Source organism: Inquilinus sp. Marseille-Q2685 (assembly GCF_916619195.1).
Lineage (GTDB): Bacteria > Pseudomonadota > Alphaproteobacteria > DSM-16000 > Inquilinaceae > Inquilinus.
The window spans coordinates 81,156-95,014 of sequence record NZ_CAKAKL010000005.1 but is presented as its reverse complement, the minus strand read 5'-3'; the positions used below and the strand labels follow the sequence as shown (position 1 = coordinate 95,014).

15 protein-coding genes are annotated in these 13,859 nt (G+C 69.2%); 11 read left to right on the top strand and 4 right to left on the bottom strand.

From position 1 onward, the window contains the following. Positions 1-23: 23 nt before the first annotated feature. Both LG391_RS22605 and LG391_RS22600 read left to right on the top strand, forming a co-directional pair. A complete protein-coding gene (locus LG391_RS22605; RefSeq protein ID WP_026873225.1) occupies positions 24-473 on the top strand; it encodes a cyclic nucleotide-binding domain-containing protein in 450 nt (149 codons plus the stop codon). An 8-nt stretch (positions 474-481) separates the two neighbouring features. Next, the gene (locus tag LG391_RS22600) at positions 482-979 is read left to right on the top strand and encodes a class I SAM-dependent methyltransferase (RefSeq protein ID WP_225770305.1); all 498 of its coding nucleotides are present in this window, start codon (positions 482-484) and stop codon (positions 977-979) included. Between the two features lie 167 nt (positions 980-1,146). Here the strand turns inward: LG391_RS22600 and LG391_RS22595 are convergent, their stop codons facing one another. Continuing rightward, entirely contained in the window at positions 1,147-1,941 is a 795-nt protein-coding gene (locus tag LG391_RS22595) for an exodeoxyribonuclease III (protein WP_225770304.1), read from the bottom strand. 55 nt (positions 1,942-1,996) lie between these two features. Next, on the bottom strand, positions 1,997-3,289 hold the full coding sequence (locus tag LG391_RS22590) for an MFS transporter (RefSeq protein ID WP_225770303.1): 1,293 nt from the start codon (positions 3,287-3,289) through the stop codon (positions 1,997-1,999). Positions 3,290-3,479: 190 nt separating this feature from the next. Between LG391_RS22590 and LG391_RS22585 the strand changes: the two genes are divergently transcribed. The 7 genes from LG391_RS22585 (at position 3,480) to LG391_RS22555 (ending at position 8,485) form a co-directional block, all read left to right on the top strand. Continuing rightward, positions 3,480-3,851 carry an AtpZ/AtpI family protein gene (locus LG391_RS22585; RefSeq protein WP_225770302.1) on the top strand — a complete coding sequence of 124 codons (372 nt, stop codon included), beginning with the start codon at positions 3,480-3,482 and terminating at the stop codon, positions 3,849-3,851. A 3-nt stretch (positions 3,852-3,854) separates the two neighbouring features. Next, positions 3,855-4,577, top strand: coding sequence for a F0F1 ATP synthase subunit A (locus tag LG391_RS22580; RefSeq protein ID WP_225770301.1), 723 nt, complete (start codon positions 3,855-3,857; stop codon positions 4,575-4,577). Between the two features lie 63 nt (positions 4,578-4,640). Next, positions 4,641-4,865: a F0F1 ATP synthase subunit C gene (locus LG391_RS22575; RefSeq protein WP_026873218.1), complete on the top strand. Its 225-nt coding sequence runs from the start codon at positions 4,641-4,643 to the stop codon at positions 4,863-4,865. 73 nt (positions 4,866-4,938) lie between these two features. Next, positions 4,939-5,430 carry a F0F1 ATP synthase subunit B' gene (locus LG391_RS22570; RefSeq protein ID WP_225770300.1) on the top strand — a complete coding sequence of 164 codons (492 nt, stop codon included), beginning with the start codon at positions 4,939-4,941 and terminating at the stop codon, positions 5,428-5,430. Continuing rightward, entirely contained in the window at positions 5,427-6,041 is a 615-nt protein-coding gene (locus tag LG391_RS22565; RefSeq protein ID WP_225770299.1) for a F0F1 ATP synthase subunit B, read from the top strand. The genes LG391_RS22570 and LG391_RS22565 overlap by 4 nt, the downstream gene beginning before the upstream one ends. 106 nt (positions 6,042-6,147) lie before the next feature. Beyond that, positions 6,148-7,956: a translation elongation factor 4 gene (gene lepA, locus LG391_RS22560; RefSeq protein WP_225770298.1), complete on the top strand. Its 1,809-nt coding sequence runs from the start codon at positions 6,148-6,150 to the stop codon at positions 7,954-7,956. Positions 7,957-8,173: 217 nt separating this feature from the next. Then, positions 8,174-8,485, top strand: a complete 312-nt coding sequence (locus LG391_RS22555) for a hypothetical protein (protein WP_225770297.1) — start codon at positions 8,174-8,176, stop codon at positions 8,483-8,485. Between the two features lie 159 nt (positions 8,486-8,644). On the opposite strand, the gene LG391_RS34880 is transcribed toward LG391_RS22555, so the two are convergent. Beyond that, positions 8,645-10,375: a calcium-binding protein gene (locus LG391_RS34880; RefSeq protein WP_304608554.1), complete on the bottom strand. Its 1,731-nt coding sequence runs from the start codon at positions 10,373-10,375 to the stop codon at positions 8,645-8,647. A gap of 351 nt (positions 10,376-10,726) precedes the next feature. Between LG391_RS34880 and LG391_RS22535 the strand changes: the two genes are divergently transcribed. Both LG391_RS22535 and LG391_RS22530 read left to right on the top strand, forming a co-directional pair. Next, a complete protein-coding gene (locus LG391_RS22535; protein ID WP_225770296.1) occupies positions 10,727-11,692 on the top strand; it encodes an MBL fold metallo-hydrolase in 966 nt (321 codons plus the stop codon). Between the two features lie 178 nt (positions 11,693-11,870). Beyond that, complete coding sequence (locus LG391_RS22530) at positions 11,871-13,286, top strand: MFS transporter (protein WP_225770295.1); 1,416 nt, start codon at positions 11,871-11,873, stop codon at positions 13,284-13,286. A gap of 228 nt (positions 13,287-13,514) precedes the next feature. On the opposite strand, the gene LG391_RS34760 is transcribed toward LG391_RS22530, so the two are convergent. After that, positions 13,515-13,718 (bottom strand): endonuclease domain-containing protein, encoded by a 204-nt coding sequence (locus LG391_RS34760; RefSeq protein WP_255646806.1) that lies wholly within the window; start codon positions 13,716-13,718, stop codon positions 13,515-13,517. Positions 13,719-13,859 lie beyond the last annotated feature (141 nt).

The following is a 13,859-nucleotide window of genomic DNA, read 5'->3' as shown; positions in this document are numbered from 1 at the left end:
ACAGGGAGTCGGAGGACAGATCGGTGAGCCTTGCGGAAGAAGTCGAGTTGCTGAAGCGGATCCCGCTCTTCGCCAATATCGACACGTCGAAGCTGAAGCTGCTGGCCTTCACCAGCGAGCGCGTCCGCTTCCCCGCGGGGCAGGTGCTGTGCCGGCAGGGGGAGATCGGCCGCGCCGCCTTCATCATCATCGACGGCGAGGCCGACGTGATCGTGGACGCCGAGACCGGCCCCCTGACCGTCGCCTCGGTCGGCCGCAACGACTTCGTCGGCGAGATCGCCATCCTCTGCGACGTGCCGCGCACCGCAACGGTGCAGGCGCGCACCGACGTCACCGCCCTCGTCATCGCCAAGGACCAGTTCTTCCGCATGATCACCGAATTCCCGCAGATGGCGATCGAGATCATGCGCGTGCTGGCGCTCCGTCTCGAACGGACCACCAAGGAAGCGGCCCGCGCCCGCCAGACGGCCTGAACCGGATCGTGAGCCGCCTCGACAGCTTCATCCGCCGGATGCAGGCGCAGCGCGCCTGCCTCGACTGGGCGGCGCGCGCCATCGCCGGCCTGCCCGGCGACGTCATGGAACTCGGCCTCGGCAACGGCCGCACCTACGACCATCTGCGCGAGAGGCTGCCGGACCGCGCGATCTGGGTGTTCGACCGCCAGATCGCGGCGCATCCCGGCTGCATCCCGCCGCGCGACCGCATGGTGCTGGGCGAGGTTCTGGAGACGATGCCGGGCTTCGTGGCGGCGCATCGCGGCGGCATGGCGCTGATCCACGCCGATCTCGGCACCGGCGATGACCTGGCCAACCGGGCGCTGGCGGCGGCGCTGGCCCCCCTCCTGGGGCCGGTGCTGGCCCCGGGCGGCGTGGTCGTCGCCAATATCGGCTTCGCCGGGACGGGATGGGAGGAGCTGCCCGAGCCCGACGGCGTCTCGCCCGGGCGCTACTACCTGTACCGGCGGCCTTTGGCGGGGTGACTCCTGGGTTTGGAGAGGCCGGGCCTCAGAGACCGTTTCGAAATGCGCTGGTGTGAGTCGGCTGGTGGTGGTCTCGAGAACCGGAGCGCAGCGCACATTGGTGCGTGAGCACCGGAAGCTTCGAGTCCGCCATCAGACGGCCGCACCAGTAGCATTTCCAAACGGTCTCACACCTCGACGTCGACCACCACCGGCACATGGTCGCTCGGCTTCGGCTCCCAGCCGCGGGCCTCGCGCAGGGTGCGGTGGGCCTTCAGGCCCGCGGCCAGAGGCGGGGTGACCCAGATGTGGTCCAGGCGCCGGCCGCGGTCGGACAGCTGCCAGTCGGCGGCGCGGTAGCTCCACCACGTGTACAGCTTCTGGTCCGGCGGCACGAAGGTGCGGGCGCTGTCGACCCAGCCCAGGGTCGACTGCATCGCCCCCAGCTTCTCGACCTCGATCGGGGTGTGGCTGACCACGTCCAAGAGCTGCTTGTGCGACCAGACGTCGTTCTCCAGCGGCGCGATGTTCAGGTCGCCGACCAGGATCATCTTCTGGTCGCGCCGCCGGTTCTCCGGCCACCAGGCTGTCATCTCGTCCAGGAACTGCAGCTTGTGGGCGAACTTCTCGTTCTCCGCCGGGTCCGGGATGTCGCCGCCGGCCGGGATGTACAGGTTGTGCACCTCGAGGCCGTCCGGCAGGCGGATGGCGATGTGGCGGCAATCCTCCTTGCCGCACCAGTGCCGGATCTCGTGGCTCTCGAAGGGCAGGCGGGAGATCACGGCGACGCCGTTGTAGCCCTTCATGCCGGCGATCGCGATGTGGCGGTAGCCGAGGTCGACGAAGGGCTGGTGCGGGAAGCTGTGGTCCGGGGTCTTGGTCTCCTGCAGGCAGACGATGTCGGGCGCGGTCTCGTCGATCAGGCGCAGCACCAGCTCCTGGCGCAGGCGGACGGAGTTGATGTTCCAGGTGGCGATGCGCATGGGCCCTCTCTGCGATGCGGCCCGCGACCCTAGAGCAGTTCCGGCCGGGAGGGAATCACCGGCTCTTCTGCGCCTCAGGCACGTCCTCGCAGTCATCATAGCCCGGCTCGGCCTCGGCCTCGTCCTCGGGTCGGATGCGGGGGTCCAGCTCGGCCGGGGCGGGGCTGGATCCGGCGGCCAGGCCGACGAAATGCTCGGCCTCCCCGGCCGCGACCCGGCCGCGCCGGGCCATGCGCCACAGCACGAATCCGGCGAAGGCGCCGACCAGCAGGGCGACATAGACGAACAGCGCGTCCGGCCCGAACCGCTCCATAGCCACCGTCGCGGCCAAGGGCCCGGCGGAGGAGCCGATCGACCACAGGATCAAGAGCGTCCCGGCCAGCGGCACGTAGTCCTGCGGCCTGGCGTGGTCGTTGGCATGGGCGACCGACAGCGGATAGATCGCCTCGGCCATGCCGCCCCACAGCGCGAACAGCACCACCAGCAGGCCGAAGCTGCCCGCGGCGATGCTGCCGACGGCGGCGACGATGGTGCAGGCGGCCGCGCCCAGGATCACCCAGCGCCGGTCGATCCGGTCCGACAGCCAGCCCAGCGGCCACTGGCACAAGAGCCCGCCGATCTGGGTCGCTGCCATCAGCGTCGCGATCTCGGCGGTGGAGAAGCCGCGGTGCACGCCCCAGACCGGGGCCACGCCCTGCAGCGTCGCCGCCACCAGCCCGACCACGACGCAGCCGACCGCGCCGACCGGCGAGTTGCGGTAGGCCTTGCGCAGGATCGGCCGGATCCGGTGCGGCACGCTGGGGTGGCGCGACCGGGTCAGCGTCACCGGGATCAGCGCCAGGGTGAAGGCGGCCGAGGCCAGGACGAAGGGCAGCACGTCGCGTGTGTCGACGACGGTCAGCAGGGCCTGGCCGGCGCCCAGCGCCAGCATCACCACGACCACGTAGCTGGTCAGGATGCGGCCGCGCAGATGCCGCGGCGTCAGCTCGTTCAGCCAGCTCTCGGTGATCATGAACAGCCCGGCCGAGCAGAAGCCCATGGCCAGACGCAGCAGGAACCAGCCGGGCAGGCCGACGGTCCAGGGCAGGGCGAGGCCGGCCAGGCAGGAGGCGGCGGCGAAGGCGGAGAAGGCGCGGATGTGCCCGACCAGCCGGATCACCCGGCCGACCACCAGGCAGCCGGCCAGGAAGCCGACGGCGCTGGCCGCGACCACCAGCCCGACCCGGTCGGCCGGCAGCCCGGCCTCGGTCAGCCGCACCGGCACCAGCGTGGCGAACACCCCCTGGCCGAGCGAGACGATGGTGATGCCGGCGAGGATCGCCGCGACGGCCAGGAGCGGGCTGAGCATGACCGACTCTAGCCTGCCGAAGCGGGCCGCCGCCAGCGCCGCCGGAGCGGTTCCGGAGGCCGGGCCGGGCGCCGGGCGCGAATGCCGCGGCGCAGGCCGGTTTTGTCGCCTTGACGCGGCACCGGAGCGTCACTAAGGTGCGCGCCGCTTGAGGTGGGGGTGGCCGCCGCCCGAAAGGGTGTCCGACGAAGTGACCCAGAACGACCAAAACCCGCCGCCGCTCTCGGATTTCGACCGTCGCCTGCAGCAGGCGAAGGCGAAGCTGCCGGGGGCGGGGCGCGAGGCGAAGGGCGGAGATGATGGGCGCGATGTCGGCCGTGCTGGCATGGCCGCCGGCTTCCGCATCGCGGTCGAGCTGCTCGCCGCGATCGTGGTCGGCGCCGGAATCGGCTGGGGTCTCGACCAATGGCTCGGCACGCGGCCCTGGTTGTTGATTCTGTTCTTCATCCTGGGTGCGGTGGCCGGCTTGATGAATGTCTACCGGACCGGCGTCGAGCTGGACCGGGCGGCGAAGGCGAAGCGGGCCGCCGAGCAGGCGGAGCGAAACCGGGGCGGGAGATAGGGCGTGGCGTCGCCAACCGAGCAGTTCCAGATCCAGAAGATCCTGCACGTCGACATCGGCGGCCTGGATCTCTCCTTCACCAACTCGTCGCTCTTCATGGTGATCGCCGCGGTCGTCGCGTCGGCGATCCTGTTCCTCGGCGGCAGCCGCGGCGCCCTGGTGCCGGGCCGGCTGCAATCCTTCGCCGAGATGCTGTACGAGCTTGTCGCCAACATGATACGCGACAACGCCGGCAAGGAAGGGTTGAAGTACTTCCCCTTCATCTTCACGCTGTTCATCTTCATCCTGTTCGGCAACGTGATCGGGATCATTCCCGGCACCTTCACCTTCACCAGCCACATCATCGTCACCTTCGCCCTCGCCTTCGTGGTGTTCCTGGGCGTGACGGTGATCGGCTTCGCGCGGCACGGCGCCGGCTACCTGCGGATGTTCTTCCCGCACGGCGCGCCCCTGTGGACCGCGGTGATCCTGGTGCCGGTCGAGCTGATCTCCTATCTGTCGCGGCCGATCAGCCTCTCCGTCCGTCTCTTCGCCAACATGACGGTCGGCCACGTGCTGCTGAAGGTCATCGGCGGCTTCGTCATCGCGCTCGGGATCGGCGGCATCGTGCCCTTCGCCTTCCTGGTCCCGCTGACGATGCTCGAGCTCTTCATCGCCGTGCTGCAGGCCTACATCTTCACCATCCTCAGCTGCGTCTACCTGCATGACGCGCTGCACCTCCACTGACGGATCGCAGCCCGCGAACCGTTCCGGTCCAACCATCCAGACCTATCCACGAAGGAAGAGAAAATGGAACTCGAAGCTGCCAAGTTCATCGGCGCGGGCCTCGCTGCGATCGGCATGATCGGCGCCGGCATCGGCGTGGGCAACGTGTGGGCCAGCTACATCGGCGCGCTCGCCCGCAACCCAGCGGCCAAGGAAGAGATCGGCGCCAGCATCTGGATCGGCTTCGCCGTGACGGAAGCCATCGCGCTGTTCGCGCTGATCGTCGCGCTGATCGCGCTGTTCGCCTGACGATCTCGCTGCCTAACGTCATGGGCCGGCCGCAGCTCTAGGGGCTCGGGGCCGGCCCGGCAGGGGGAGTCGGATGCCACAGTTCAATCCCGAGTGGTTTGCGTCGCAGCTGTTCTGGCTCGCGGTCGTCTTCATCGCTCTGTACTGGCTCTTGTCGCGCCGGCTGCTGCCGCGGCTGGCGGAGACGATCGACCAGCGCGCCGCGAAGATCGCCGGCGACCTGGAGCGGGCCGAGGCTGCGCGCGGCGAGACCGAGGCCGTCAGCCAGGCCTATGAGGCCGCGCTGGCCAAGGCCCGCGGCGAGGCCCAGGCCGCCATGGCCGCGGCGAATCAGGAGATCGCGGAGCTGACGGCGCGCCGCCAGGCCGCCTTCGCCGCCGAGCTCGCGACGCGGACCGCCGAGGCCGAGGCCCGGATCGGCAAGATCCGCGCCGACCTCAAGGCCGACGCCCGCGACATCGCCACCGAGGTGGCCGGCGTGCTGGCCGCCAAGCTGACCGGCGCCGCGCCGGACCAGGCCGCGGTGACCGCCGCGGTCGATGGCGCGCTGGGAGGGGCCCGATGAGCGTTCTCGACACCATCGCGAACGAGGTCTTCATCGGCGCCGCCCACGCCCAGGACGCGGTCCAGACCGAAGCGGCCCACACCGAGGCCAATCTCGAGCATGTCGAGCATGCCGAGGCGGACTCGCACGGCGCGGTCGAATGGGTGCTGGCCGCGGCGCTGATCGTCCTGATCGTCCTGCTGGCGATCAAGGCCCGCGGCGCCATCCTCGGCGTGCTCGACAAGCGCACCGAGAAGATCCGCGAGGATCTGGCCGAGGCCGAGCGGCTGCGCAGCGAGGCCGAGGGCCATCTCGCCCAGGCGCAGGCGCGCCAGCGCGAGGCGGCGGCCGAGGCCGCGGCGATCATCGAGCGCGCCAAGCACGATGCCCAGCGTCATCGCGAGAAGGCGGCGGTGGACATCGAAGAGGCGATGAAGCGGCGCGAGGCCATGGCGCTGGAGCGCATCGCCCAGGCCGAGGCCCAGGCGCTGGCCGAAGTGCGGTCGACCGCCGTCAACGTCGCCGTCTCGGCGGCCCGCGAGCTGGTCGGCCGGCAGATCGCCTCCGACCCGGCCAAGGGCTCGGCGCTGATCGACGAGGCGATCGCGGATCTCGGCGGCAAGCTGCACTGATCCCTGCCAAGTCACCGACACGGACGGGCCCGGTTTCGACCGGGCCCTTTCGCTTTGGGCCCGCTGCCCTTATGGTCCGGGCCGATCACGTCTCCAGGCGCATCCGATGAGCACTCCCCAGGACCATATCCGCAACTTCTCGATCATCGCCCATATCGACCACGGCAAATCGACCCTGGCGGACCGGCTGATCGAGCGGTGCGGCGGCATCGAGCAGCGCGAGATGAAGGCGCAGCTGCTGGATTCGATGGACATCGAGCGGGAGCGCGGCATCACCATCAAGGCGCAGACCGTGCGCCTGACCTATGCCGCCCGGGACGGCGAGACCTATCAGCTGAACCTGATGGACACGCCCGGCCATGTCGACTTCGCCTATGAGGTCAGCCGGTCGCTCGCCGCCTGCGAGGGGTCGCTGCTGGTGGTCGACGCCTCGCAGGGCGTCGAGGCGCAGACGCTGGCCAATGTCTACCAGGCGATCGACGCCAACCACGAGGTGGTGCCGGTCCTCAACAAGATCGACCTGCCGGCGGCCGAGCCCGACCGGGTGAAGCAGCAGATCGAGGACGTGATCGGCCTCGACGCGTCGGACGCGGTGCCGATCTCGGCCAAGACCGGCCTCGGCATCGACGAGGTGCTGGAGGCGATCGTCCACCGCCTGCCGCCGCCGAAGCAGGCCGACCCGAACGCGCCCTTGAAGGCGCTGCTGATCGACAGCTGGTACGACCCCTATCTCGGCGTCGTCATCCTGGTGCGGGTGGTCGAGGGCACGCTGAAGGTCGGCCAGAAGGTCCGCTTCATGGCCACGGGCGCAGCGCGCGAGCTGGACCGCGTCGGCTACTTCACGCCCAAGGCGGTGCAGGTGCGCGAGCTCGGGCCCGGCGAGGTCGGCTTCGTCACCGCCGGGATCAAGGAGATCGTCGAGACCAAGGTCGGCGACACCATCACCGAGGACCGCCGCCCGGCCGAGGCGCCGCTGCCGGGCTTCAAGCCCTCGGTCCCCGTGGTCTGGTGCGGCCTGTTCCCGACCGATTCCGGGGATTTCGAGCGGCTGCGCGATTCCTTGGGCAAGCTCGCCCTCAACGACGCCAGCTTCCATTTCGAGGCCGAGACCTCGGCGGCGCTGGGCTTCGGCTTCCGCTGCGGCTTCCTGGGCCTGCTGCATCTCGAGATCATCCAGGAGCGGCTGGAGCGCGAGTTCGACCTCGACCTGATCACCACCGCGCCGTCGGTGGTCTACAAGCTGCACCTCACCGACGGGTCGGTGATGGACCTGCACAACCCGGCCGACATGCCGGACGTGATGAAGATCGACCGGATCGAGGAGCCCTGGATCAAGGCCACGATCATGCTGCCGGACGAGTATCTCGGCGGCATCCTGCAGCTGTGCACCGAGCGGCGCGGCGAGCAGGTGGAGATGACCTATGTCGGCGGCCGGGCCATGCTGGTCTACCGCCTGCCGCTGAACGAGGTGGTGTTCGACTTCTACGACCGCCTCAAGTCGATCAGCCGCGGCTACGCCAGCTTCGACTACCAGATCGACAGCTACCGCGAGGGCGACCTGGTGAAGCTGTCGATCCTGGTGAACCAGGAGCCGGTGGACGCCCTGGCGATGATCGTCCACCGGAGCCAGGCCGACCGCCGCGGCCGGCATCTGTGCGAGCGGCTGAAGGACCTGATCCCGAAGCAGCTGTTCAAGATCGCCATCCAGGCGGCGATCGGCGGCAAGGTGATTGCCCGCGAATCGATCTCCGCCCTGCGGAAGGACGTGCTGGCCAAGTGCTATGGCGGCGACGTCAGCCGCAAGCGCAAGCTCCTGGACAAGCAGAAGGAAGGCAAGAAGCGGATGCGCCAGTTCGGCGAGGTCGAGATCCCGCAGAGCGCCTTCATCGCCGCGCTGAAGATGGGCGACCAGTAACGACTAGCCTTTTCCCCTTCCTGTCATTGCCGGGCTTGACCCGGCAATCCAGAAGGTCTCGACGCTCCCTGGATGCCCGGGTCAAGCCCGGGCATGACGAAAGGGGGGAGGGCGTTCCTTCCTCCCTTTGTCTCGGCAACGGAACCGTTGTCCCGCACCGCTGTTGCATTCAGGCATCCCTCGCGATGCACGCCGCAACTCTCCGGGAGGGCCCGCCATGGCGACCGAGATCGAGCCGGTGATCGTCTATGAGGAGGACGGGCGGCAGAAGCTGTTCAGCCGCGCCGACGAGCTGGTGGACTGGCTCGGCGCCCTGTTCCAGGGCGTCTCCGATGACCACAGCGTCGAGCACGAGCGGGCAGGGCTGAAGCGCGAGGAATTGCTCGGCCGGATCGACGCGGTGCTGAGGGACCTCAAGGCCGACATCGCCGCCGGCAAGCCGCGGATCAGCCTGGCGACGCGCACCGAGGCCGCCGGCCTGGTCGCCGCCTTCCGCACGGTGCATCCGCCCACCGGCAAGCTGCCTTGAGAGCCCGTCCGACAATCCCGATTGTCGGCACGTCCGTCACGATCTCATGCCGGGCCGCCGTCGTGTGAAGCTTGTCGTCCAGAGGCCGAAACCCGCGCCGACGACCTGCAACATTGGCAAAAGGCCGCCATAACGGAGCGGCCTTTGCCAATGATCCGGCTACAGGGAGAAATCGCCGGTGGCCAGTGAGATCGCGCCGGTGAGGCGAATCTGCGCATCGGCCGTGCCGTCACCATCGACGTCGATGTAAACGTTGGTTGCGCCGCCACCCGTCTCGGCCCGGACCTCATTGGCGTGATGGCCGAAGGCTGCCGAGCCGATGAAGCCGCCGGCGCCGCCGGTGATCCCAGACAGGTCGATCTTGTCGCCCTGGCTCTTGGAAAAATCGGTGATCCGGTCGGCCGCAGCGCCGAGACCGGTGTCCCCGGAGGATGAGAAGACGAAGGTGTCCGCACCGGCGCCGCCGGTCAAGGTGTCGGTGCCAGCGCCGCCGTCGAGCTTGTCATTGCCCTCGATGCCGTCGAGCCTGTTGCCACCGGTATCGCCGATCAAGGTGTCGGCGAAGGCGGAGCCGACAATGTTTTCGACACCAGCGTAATGGTCGCCGCCGGCCTCTCCGGTATTCAAGCTCTCGTTGAGAAGACTTACCGTGACCCCAGTGGCCGCGGAGTCGTAGACGACGGTGTCATTGCCCTCCCAACCATAGAGACCGTCGGCCCCGGCGCCGCCGTCGAGTCGGTCATCGCCGCCACGGCTGCCGCTGAGATGGTCGTTGCCGCCGCCTCCGCTCAGCGCAGAGCCGCCGCTGCTGCTGATCAGCAGGTCGTCGAAATTGCCACCCACGACCTTCTCGATCCCGAACAGCCTGTCGCCCTCGGCTTCGAACGAGTGCCCCACGCCGGTCCGCAGATCGATCCACACGCCACCCGAAGCGTCGACATAATTCGCCGTGTCGTACCCGGCACCGCCTTCCAGCGCATCCGCGCCGGCACCGCCTAGAAGGAGATCATAGCCATCGCCGCCGTGCAGCACGTCGGCTCCCGCCCCGCCCAGAAGCCGGTCGGTCCCGCCGCCGCCTTCGATCGTGTCGTTACCGTCGCCGCCATCCAGCACATTGGCGACAGCACTGCCGCGCAACCAGTCGCCGAGGGCACTGCCGGCCAGGTTCTCGATGCCGTACAGTTTGTCGCCGCTGGCGTCGCCCGAGAACCCCTTGCCAAGGGCCAGACTGACGTTCACGGGAGTGGCCGAGCCGGAATACGACGCCGTGTCGATGCCGGCACCGCCCTCCAGCGCATCTGCCCCGGTACCGCCCACCAGAATATCGTTGCCACCGTCGCCGTGCAGCACGTCCGCCCCTGCCCCGCCCAGCAGCCGGTCGGCTCCGCCGCCCCCCTCGATCGTGTCGTTGCCGGCATCACCATCCAGCCAGTTGGCATTGATGTTGCCGCGCAGCCAGTCGCCGAAGGCGCTGCCTCTCAGATCCTCGATCCCTATCAGCGTGTCGCCCCTGGCATCGCCGGTATAGCCGGCGCCGTAAGCGAGGCTGACATTCACGGCCCTGGCGGAACCAGTATAGGACGCAAGGTCGAGCCCAGCGCCGCCATCAAGAGCATCGGCCCCGCTTCCGCCGATAAGGTAGTCATTGCCGCCGAGGCCAAAGAGCCGATCGTTACCGTCGCCGCCATCGAGAACATCGTTGGTATTGGCGCCGCTCAGCACGTCGTCGCCGTCGGTGGCGTTGCCCAAGGCGGCCGAGATCTGCGCTGAGGGCGCAGGTGCACTGGCGCCCGGCAAAACGAGATACGCCAGCTTGGCCGGAAAGAGCCCGGGATCGTCATTCGAATTTTCGGTATTCTCATCGATCAATGACTTTACAGTGTAGGTCATAACATTTCCTTTTTATTAAGTTCGAGACAAATTCTTCGCATCCAGCGCCAACTCGCCGACTGTCAGGACATCATCCATGATGGAATTGGTGCGCCGCTTCAATCTTACGAAAAGTTAATCTTAAGCTGCGGTTCCGCACAAGCCCTGCCTGAAGATTTTCCTGTCGCTGCCATGATCGGTCCCTTGGGGAAGGAAGGGCTCCACACCCGCGGCCAATAATGCGGCCTTCGATCGGGCACGGGCCACCGGGCTGAGCGATGATTGCGCTCCCGATTCGTTTCCGCTGCGTTCGCGCTGCGTTTCGGTTAGGCTCTCCGGGACCGGTCCATCGCGACTCACCCGGAGACCTCCATGCCGCTCGACCGCCGCCGTTTCCTGGCCTCGGCCCTCGCCGCCCCGGCGCTGCCCCTGCTCGGTTCCCTGCCCGCCCTGGCCCGGGCGGTTCCGGCCGCCGGGCCGGTCCCCGGTCTGTACCGCTTCAAGGTCGGCGCCTTCGAGGTGACGTCGATCAATGACGGGATGATCAGCCTGACGCTCGACCAGTTCCCCGCCGCCGACCGTGCGGGGGCCGAGGCGCTGCTGCAGCGCGCCTTCCAGCCGCCCGCGGCGATCCCGACCGCGGTCAACGCCTATCTGGTCAACACCGGCGACCGGCTGGTGCTGATCGACACCGGCACCGCCACGGCGATGGGCCCCTCGCTCGGCAAGGTCGGCGCCAACCTCAGGGCCGCCGGCGTCGACCCCGCCGATGTCGACCTGGTGGTGCTGACCCATATGCATCCGGACCACGCCAACGGTCTGATCGACCCCGCCGGCGCCGCGGTCTTCGGCAAGGCGCAGCTGGCGGTGGCCGAAGCGGAATACGCCTTCTGGACCGATGACGGCATCCTGTCCCAGGCCCCGGCCGGGGTGCAGCCCTTCTTCCACATGGCCCGGGCGGCGGTGAAGCCCTATGCCGGGCCGGACCGCCTGAGCCGCTTCGGCAAGGAAGCCGAGATCATCCCCGGCATCCGCGTCCTGGCCGCGCCGGGCCACACCCCCGGCCACAGCATGGTCGAGGTCACCTCCGGCACCGACCGGCTGCTGATCTGGGGCGACATCGTGCACGCCGCGTCGCTGCAATTCGCCAAGCCGGACTGGGCGATCAACTTCGATGTCGACCAGCAGGCCGCGATCGCCAGCCGCAAGCGGGTGCTGGACCAGGTCGCTTCCGACCGGGTGCTGATCGCGGGCGCGCATCTCGCTTTCCCCGGCATCGGCCATGTCGGCCGGGCGGCCGAGGGCTACGAGTTCGTGCCGGCCTTCTGGCAGCCCTGAGGGTACGGTTCCTGTTGCCGTCATCGCGAGCCTCTACGGGGCTCGCGATGACGATGGAGGGAAGTCCTCGACCCTCCCGGGCCTGCGACCAATTGCGCCGTCCCGGCTGATACGCCTCGGCTGCATTGGTGTGACGTGGCGCCGGTCGCGATGATGCCGCCCATCGAAGAGGATCCCGATGGACGCGATCGCGAAAACGGCACGAACGGTGCCGCCGGCGGACGGGCTGCCGGTGCCGCGCCGCTACGGCGCGGTGCTGACCCTGTCGATCGCCATCGCCATGGCGGTGCTGGACACCGCCATCGCCAACACCGCCTTGCCCACCATCGCCGCCGACCTGCAGGCCAGCCCGGCCGCATCGGTCTGGGTGGTCAACGCCTATCAGCTGGCGGTGGTGGTCTCGCTGCTGCCGCTGGCGGCGCTGGGCGAGATCGTCGGCTACCGCACCATCTACATCGCCGGCCTGGCCCTGTTCACCGTGGCGTCGCTGGTCTGCGCCGCCGCCTGGTCGCTGCCCAGCCTGACCGCGGCGCGGGTGCTGCAGGGCTTCGGCGCCAGCGGCATCATGAGCGTGAACGCGGCGCTGATCCGCTTCAGCTATCCCAGCCGCTCGCTCGGCCGCGGCATCGGCTTCAACACCCTGGTGGTGGCGGTGTCCTCGGCCCTCGGCCCCACCGTCGCCGCCGGCATCCTGTCGGTCGCGCCCTGGCCCTGGCTGTTCGCGGTCAACGTGCCGCTCGGCATCGTCGCGCTGATCGTCGCGGTGCCGACCCTGCCGCACACCGCGCGCTCGGCCCACCGCTTCGACGTGGTCAGCGCTATCCTCAACGCCGGCGCTTTCGGCCTGCTGATCGTCGCGATCGGCGAGGGCGCGCATCAGGCTGGGCCGCTGGAGATCGGGGGCGCCCTGGCCGCCGCCCTCGTCTTCGGCGTGGCGCTGGTGCGCCGGCAGGCGGCGCATCCGGCGCCGATGCTGCCGCTCGACCTGTTCCGCCGGCCGATCTTCGCCCTGTCGGCGGTCACCGCCGCCTGCTCCTTCGCCGCCCAGGGCCTCGCCTTCGTCGCGCTGCCCTTCTACTTCCAGACCACGCTGGGCCGCAGCGAGGTCGAGACCGGCCTGCTGATGACCCCCTGGCCGGTGGTGGTGGCGATCATGGCGCCGATCGCCGGCTGGCTGTCCGACCGCTATTCGGCCGGCGTCCTCGGCGGCATCGGCCTGTTCATCCTCTGCCTCGGCCTGGCGCTGCTGGCCCTGCTGCCGCCGGATCCCGGCGTGTTCGACATCTGCTGGCGCATGGCGCTGTGCGGCTGGGGCTTCGGCTTCTTCCAGGCGCCGAACCAGAAGGCGCTGCTGGCCTCGGCCCCTCCGCACCGCGCCGGCGGCGCCAGCGGCATCGTCGCCCAGGCCCGGCTGATGGGGCAGACCACCGGCGCCGCGCTGGTGGCGCTGTGCTTCGGCCTGGCGGCGGCGCAGGGGCCGGCCCTGGCCCTGGCGCTGGGCGCGGTCTTCGCCGGCCTGGCCGGCATCGCCAGCTGGGCGCGCCTCTTGCCCGACGACCCGAGCCGCCGGCCGCGGCCGGTGGATCGGCAGTGATCCCGGCAGGGAGATCCGAGCCCCTCACCCTCCCGCCGCCTTCGGCATCGGGCTCTCCCTCTCCCGCAAGGGGAGGGCATCTACGCATTGTCGAGCGGTATCGGCGAGCATGCGAACAGATTGCCTCTCCCGCTTGCGGGAGAGGTCGGAACCGCGGCAGCGGTTCCGGGTGAGGGCGTCTTCGATCCGCAAGAGCACGCCTTCGAGACTCTGTAGGACGTCGTTGTTTCAGAAGCGCAGGACCGTGAAGCCTTCGGCCTCCAGGGCGGCGGTGCGCTGCGCGTCACGAGCCGGCCCGTGCTGGCTCCCGTCGACCTCGACGATCAGCATCGCTTCGAGGCAGCACAGATCGGCGACATACGGGCCCACCGGGTGCTGGCGTCGGAATTTGGCCCCGGCGAATCCGCGGTTGCGCAGATGCCGCCAAAGCACCCCCTCCGCCAGCGTGCTGTCCCGGCGAAGCCTGCGTGCCTGCTTGATCCGTGCCCCTCCCTCACCCGGGCATCCTGCGGATGTCCGACCTCTCCCGCAAGCGGGAGAGGCAAAGGAAACAACGCCGCAAGGATCTGTAGA

Coding starts and splice junctions, on each gene's coding strand:
- LG391_RS22595 (WP_225770304.1), bottom strand. CDS start 1,941: ATGCGCATCGCCACCTGGAACATCAACTCCGTCCGCCTGCGCCAGGAG.
- LG391_RS22590 (WP_225770303.1), bottom strand. CDS start 3,289: ATGCTCAGCCCGCTCCTGGCCGTCGCGGCGATCCTCGCCGGCATCACC.
- LG391_RS22575 (WP_026873218.1), top strand. CDS start 4,641: ATGGAACTCGAAGCTGCCAAGTTCATCGGCGCGGGCCTCGCTGCGATC.
- LG391_RS22570 (WP_225770300.1), top strand. CDS start 4,939: ATGCCACAGTTCAATCCCGAGTGGTTTGCGTCGCAGCTGTTCTGGCTC.
- LG391_RS22565 (WP_225770299.1), top strand. CDS start 5,427: ATGAGCGTTCTCGACACCATCGCGAACGAGGTCTTCATCGGCGCCGCC.
- lepA (WP_225770298.1), top strand. CDS start 6,148: ATGAGCACTCCCCAGGACCATATCCGCAACTTCTCGATCATCGCCCAT.
- LG391_RS22555 (WP_225770297.1), top strand. CDS start 8,174: ATGGCGACCGAGATCGAGCCGGTGATCGTCTATGAGGAGGACGGGCGG.
- LG391_RS34880 (WP_304608554.1), bottom strand. CDS start 10,375: ATGACCTACACTGTAAAGTCATTGATCGATGAGAATACCGAAAATTCG.
- LG391_RS22535 (WP_225770296.1), top strand. CDS start 10,727: ATGCCGCTCGACCGCCGCCGTTTCCTGGCCTCGGCCCTCGCCGCCCCG.
- LG391_RS22530 (WP_225770295.1), top strand. CDS start 11,871: ATGGACGCGATCGCGAAAACGGCACGAACGGTGCCGCCGGCGGACGGG.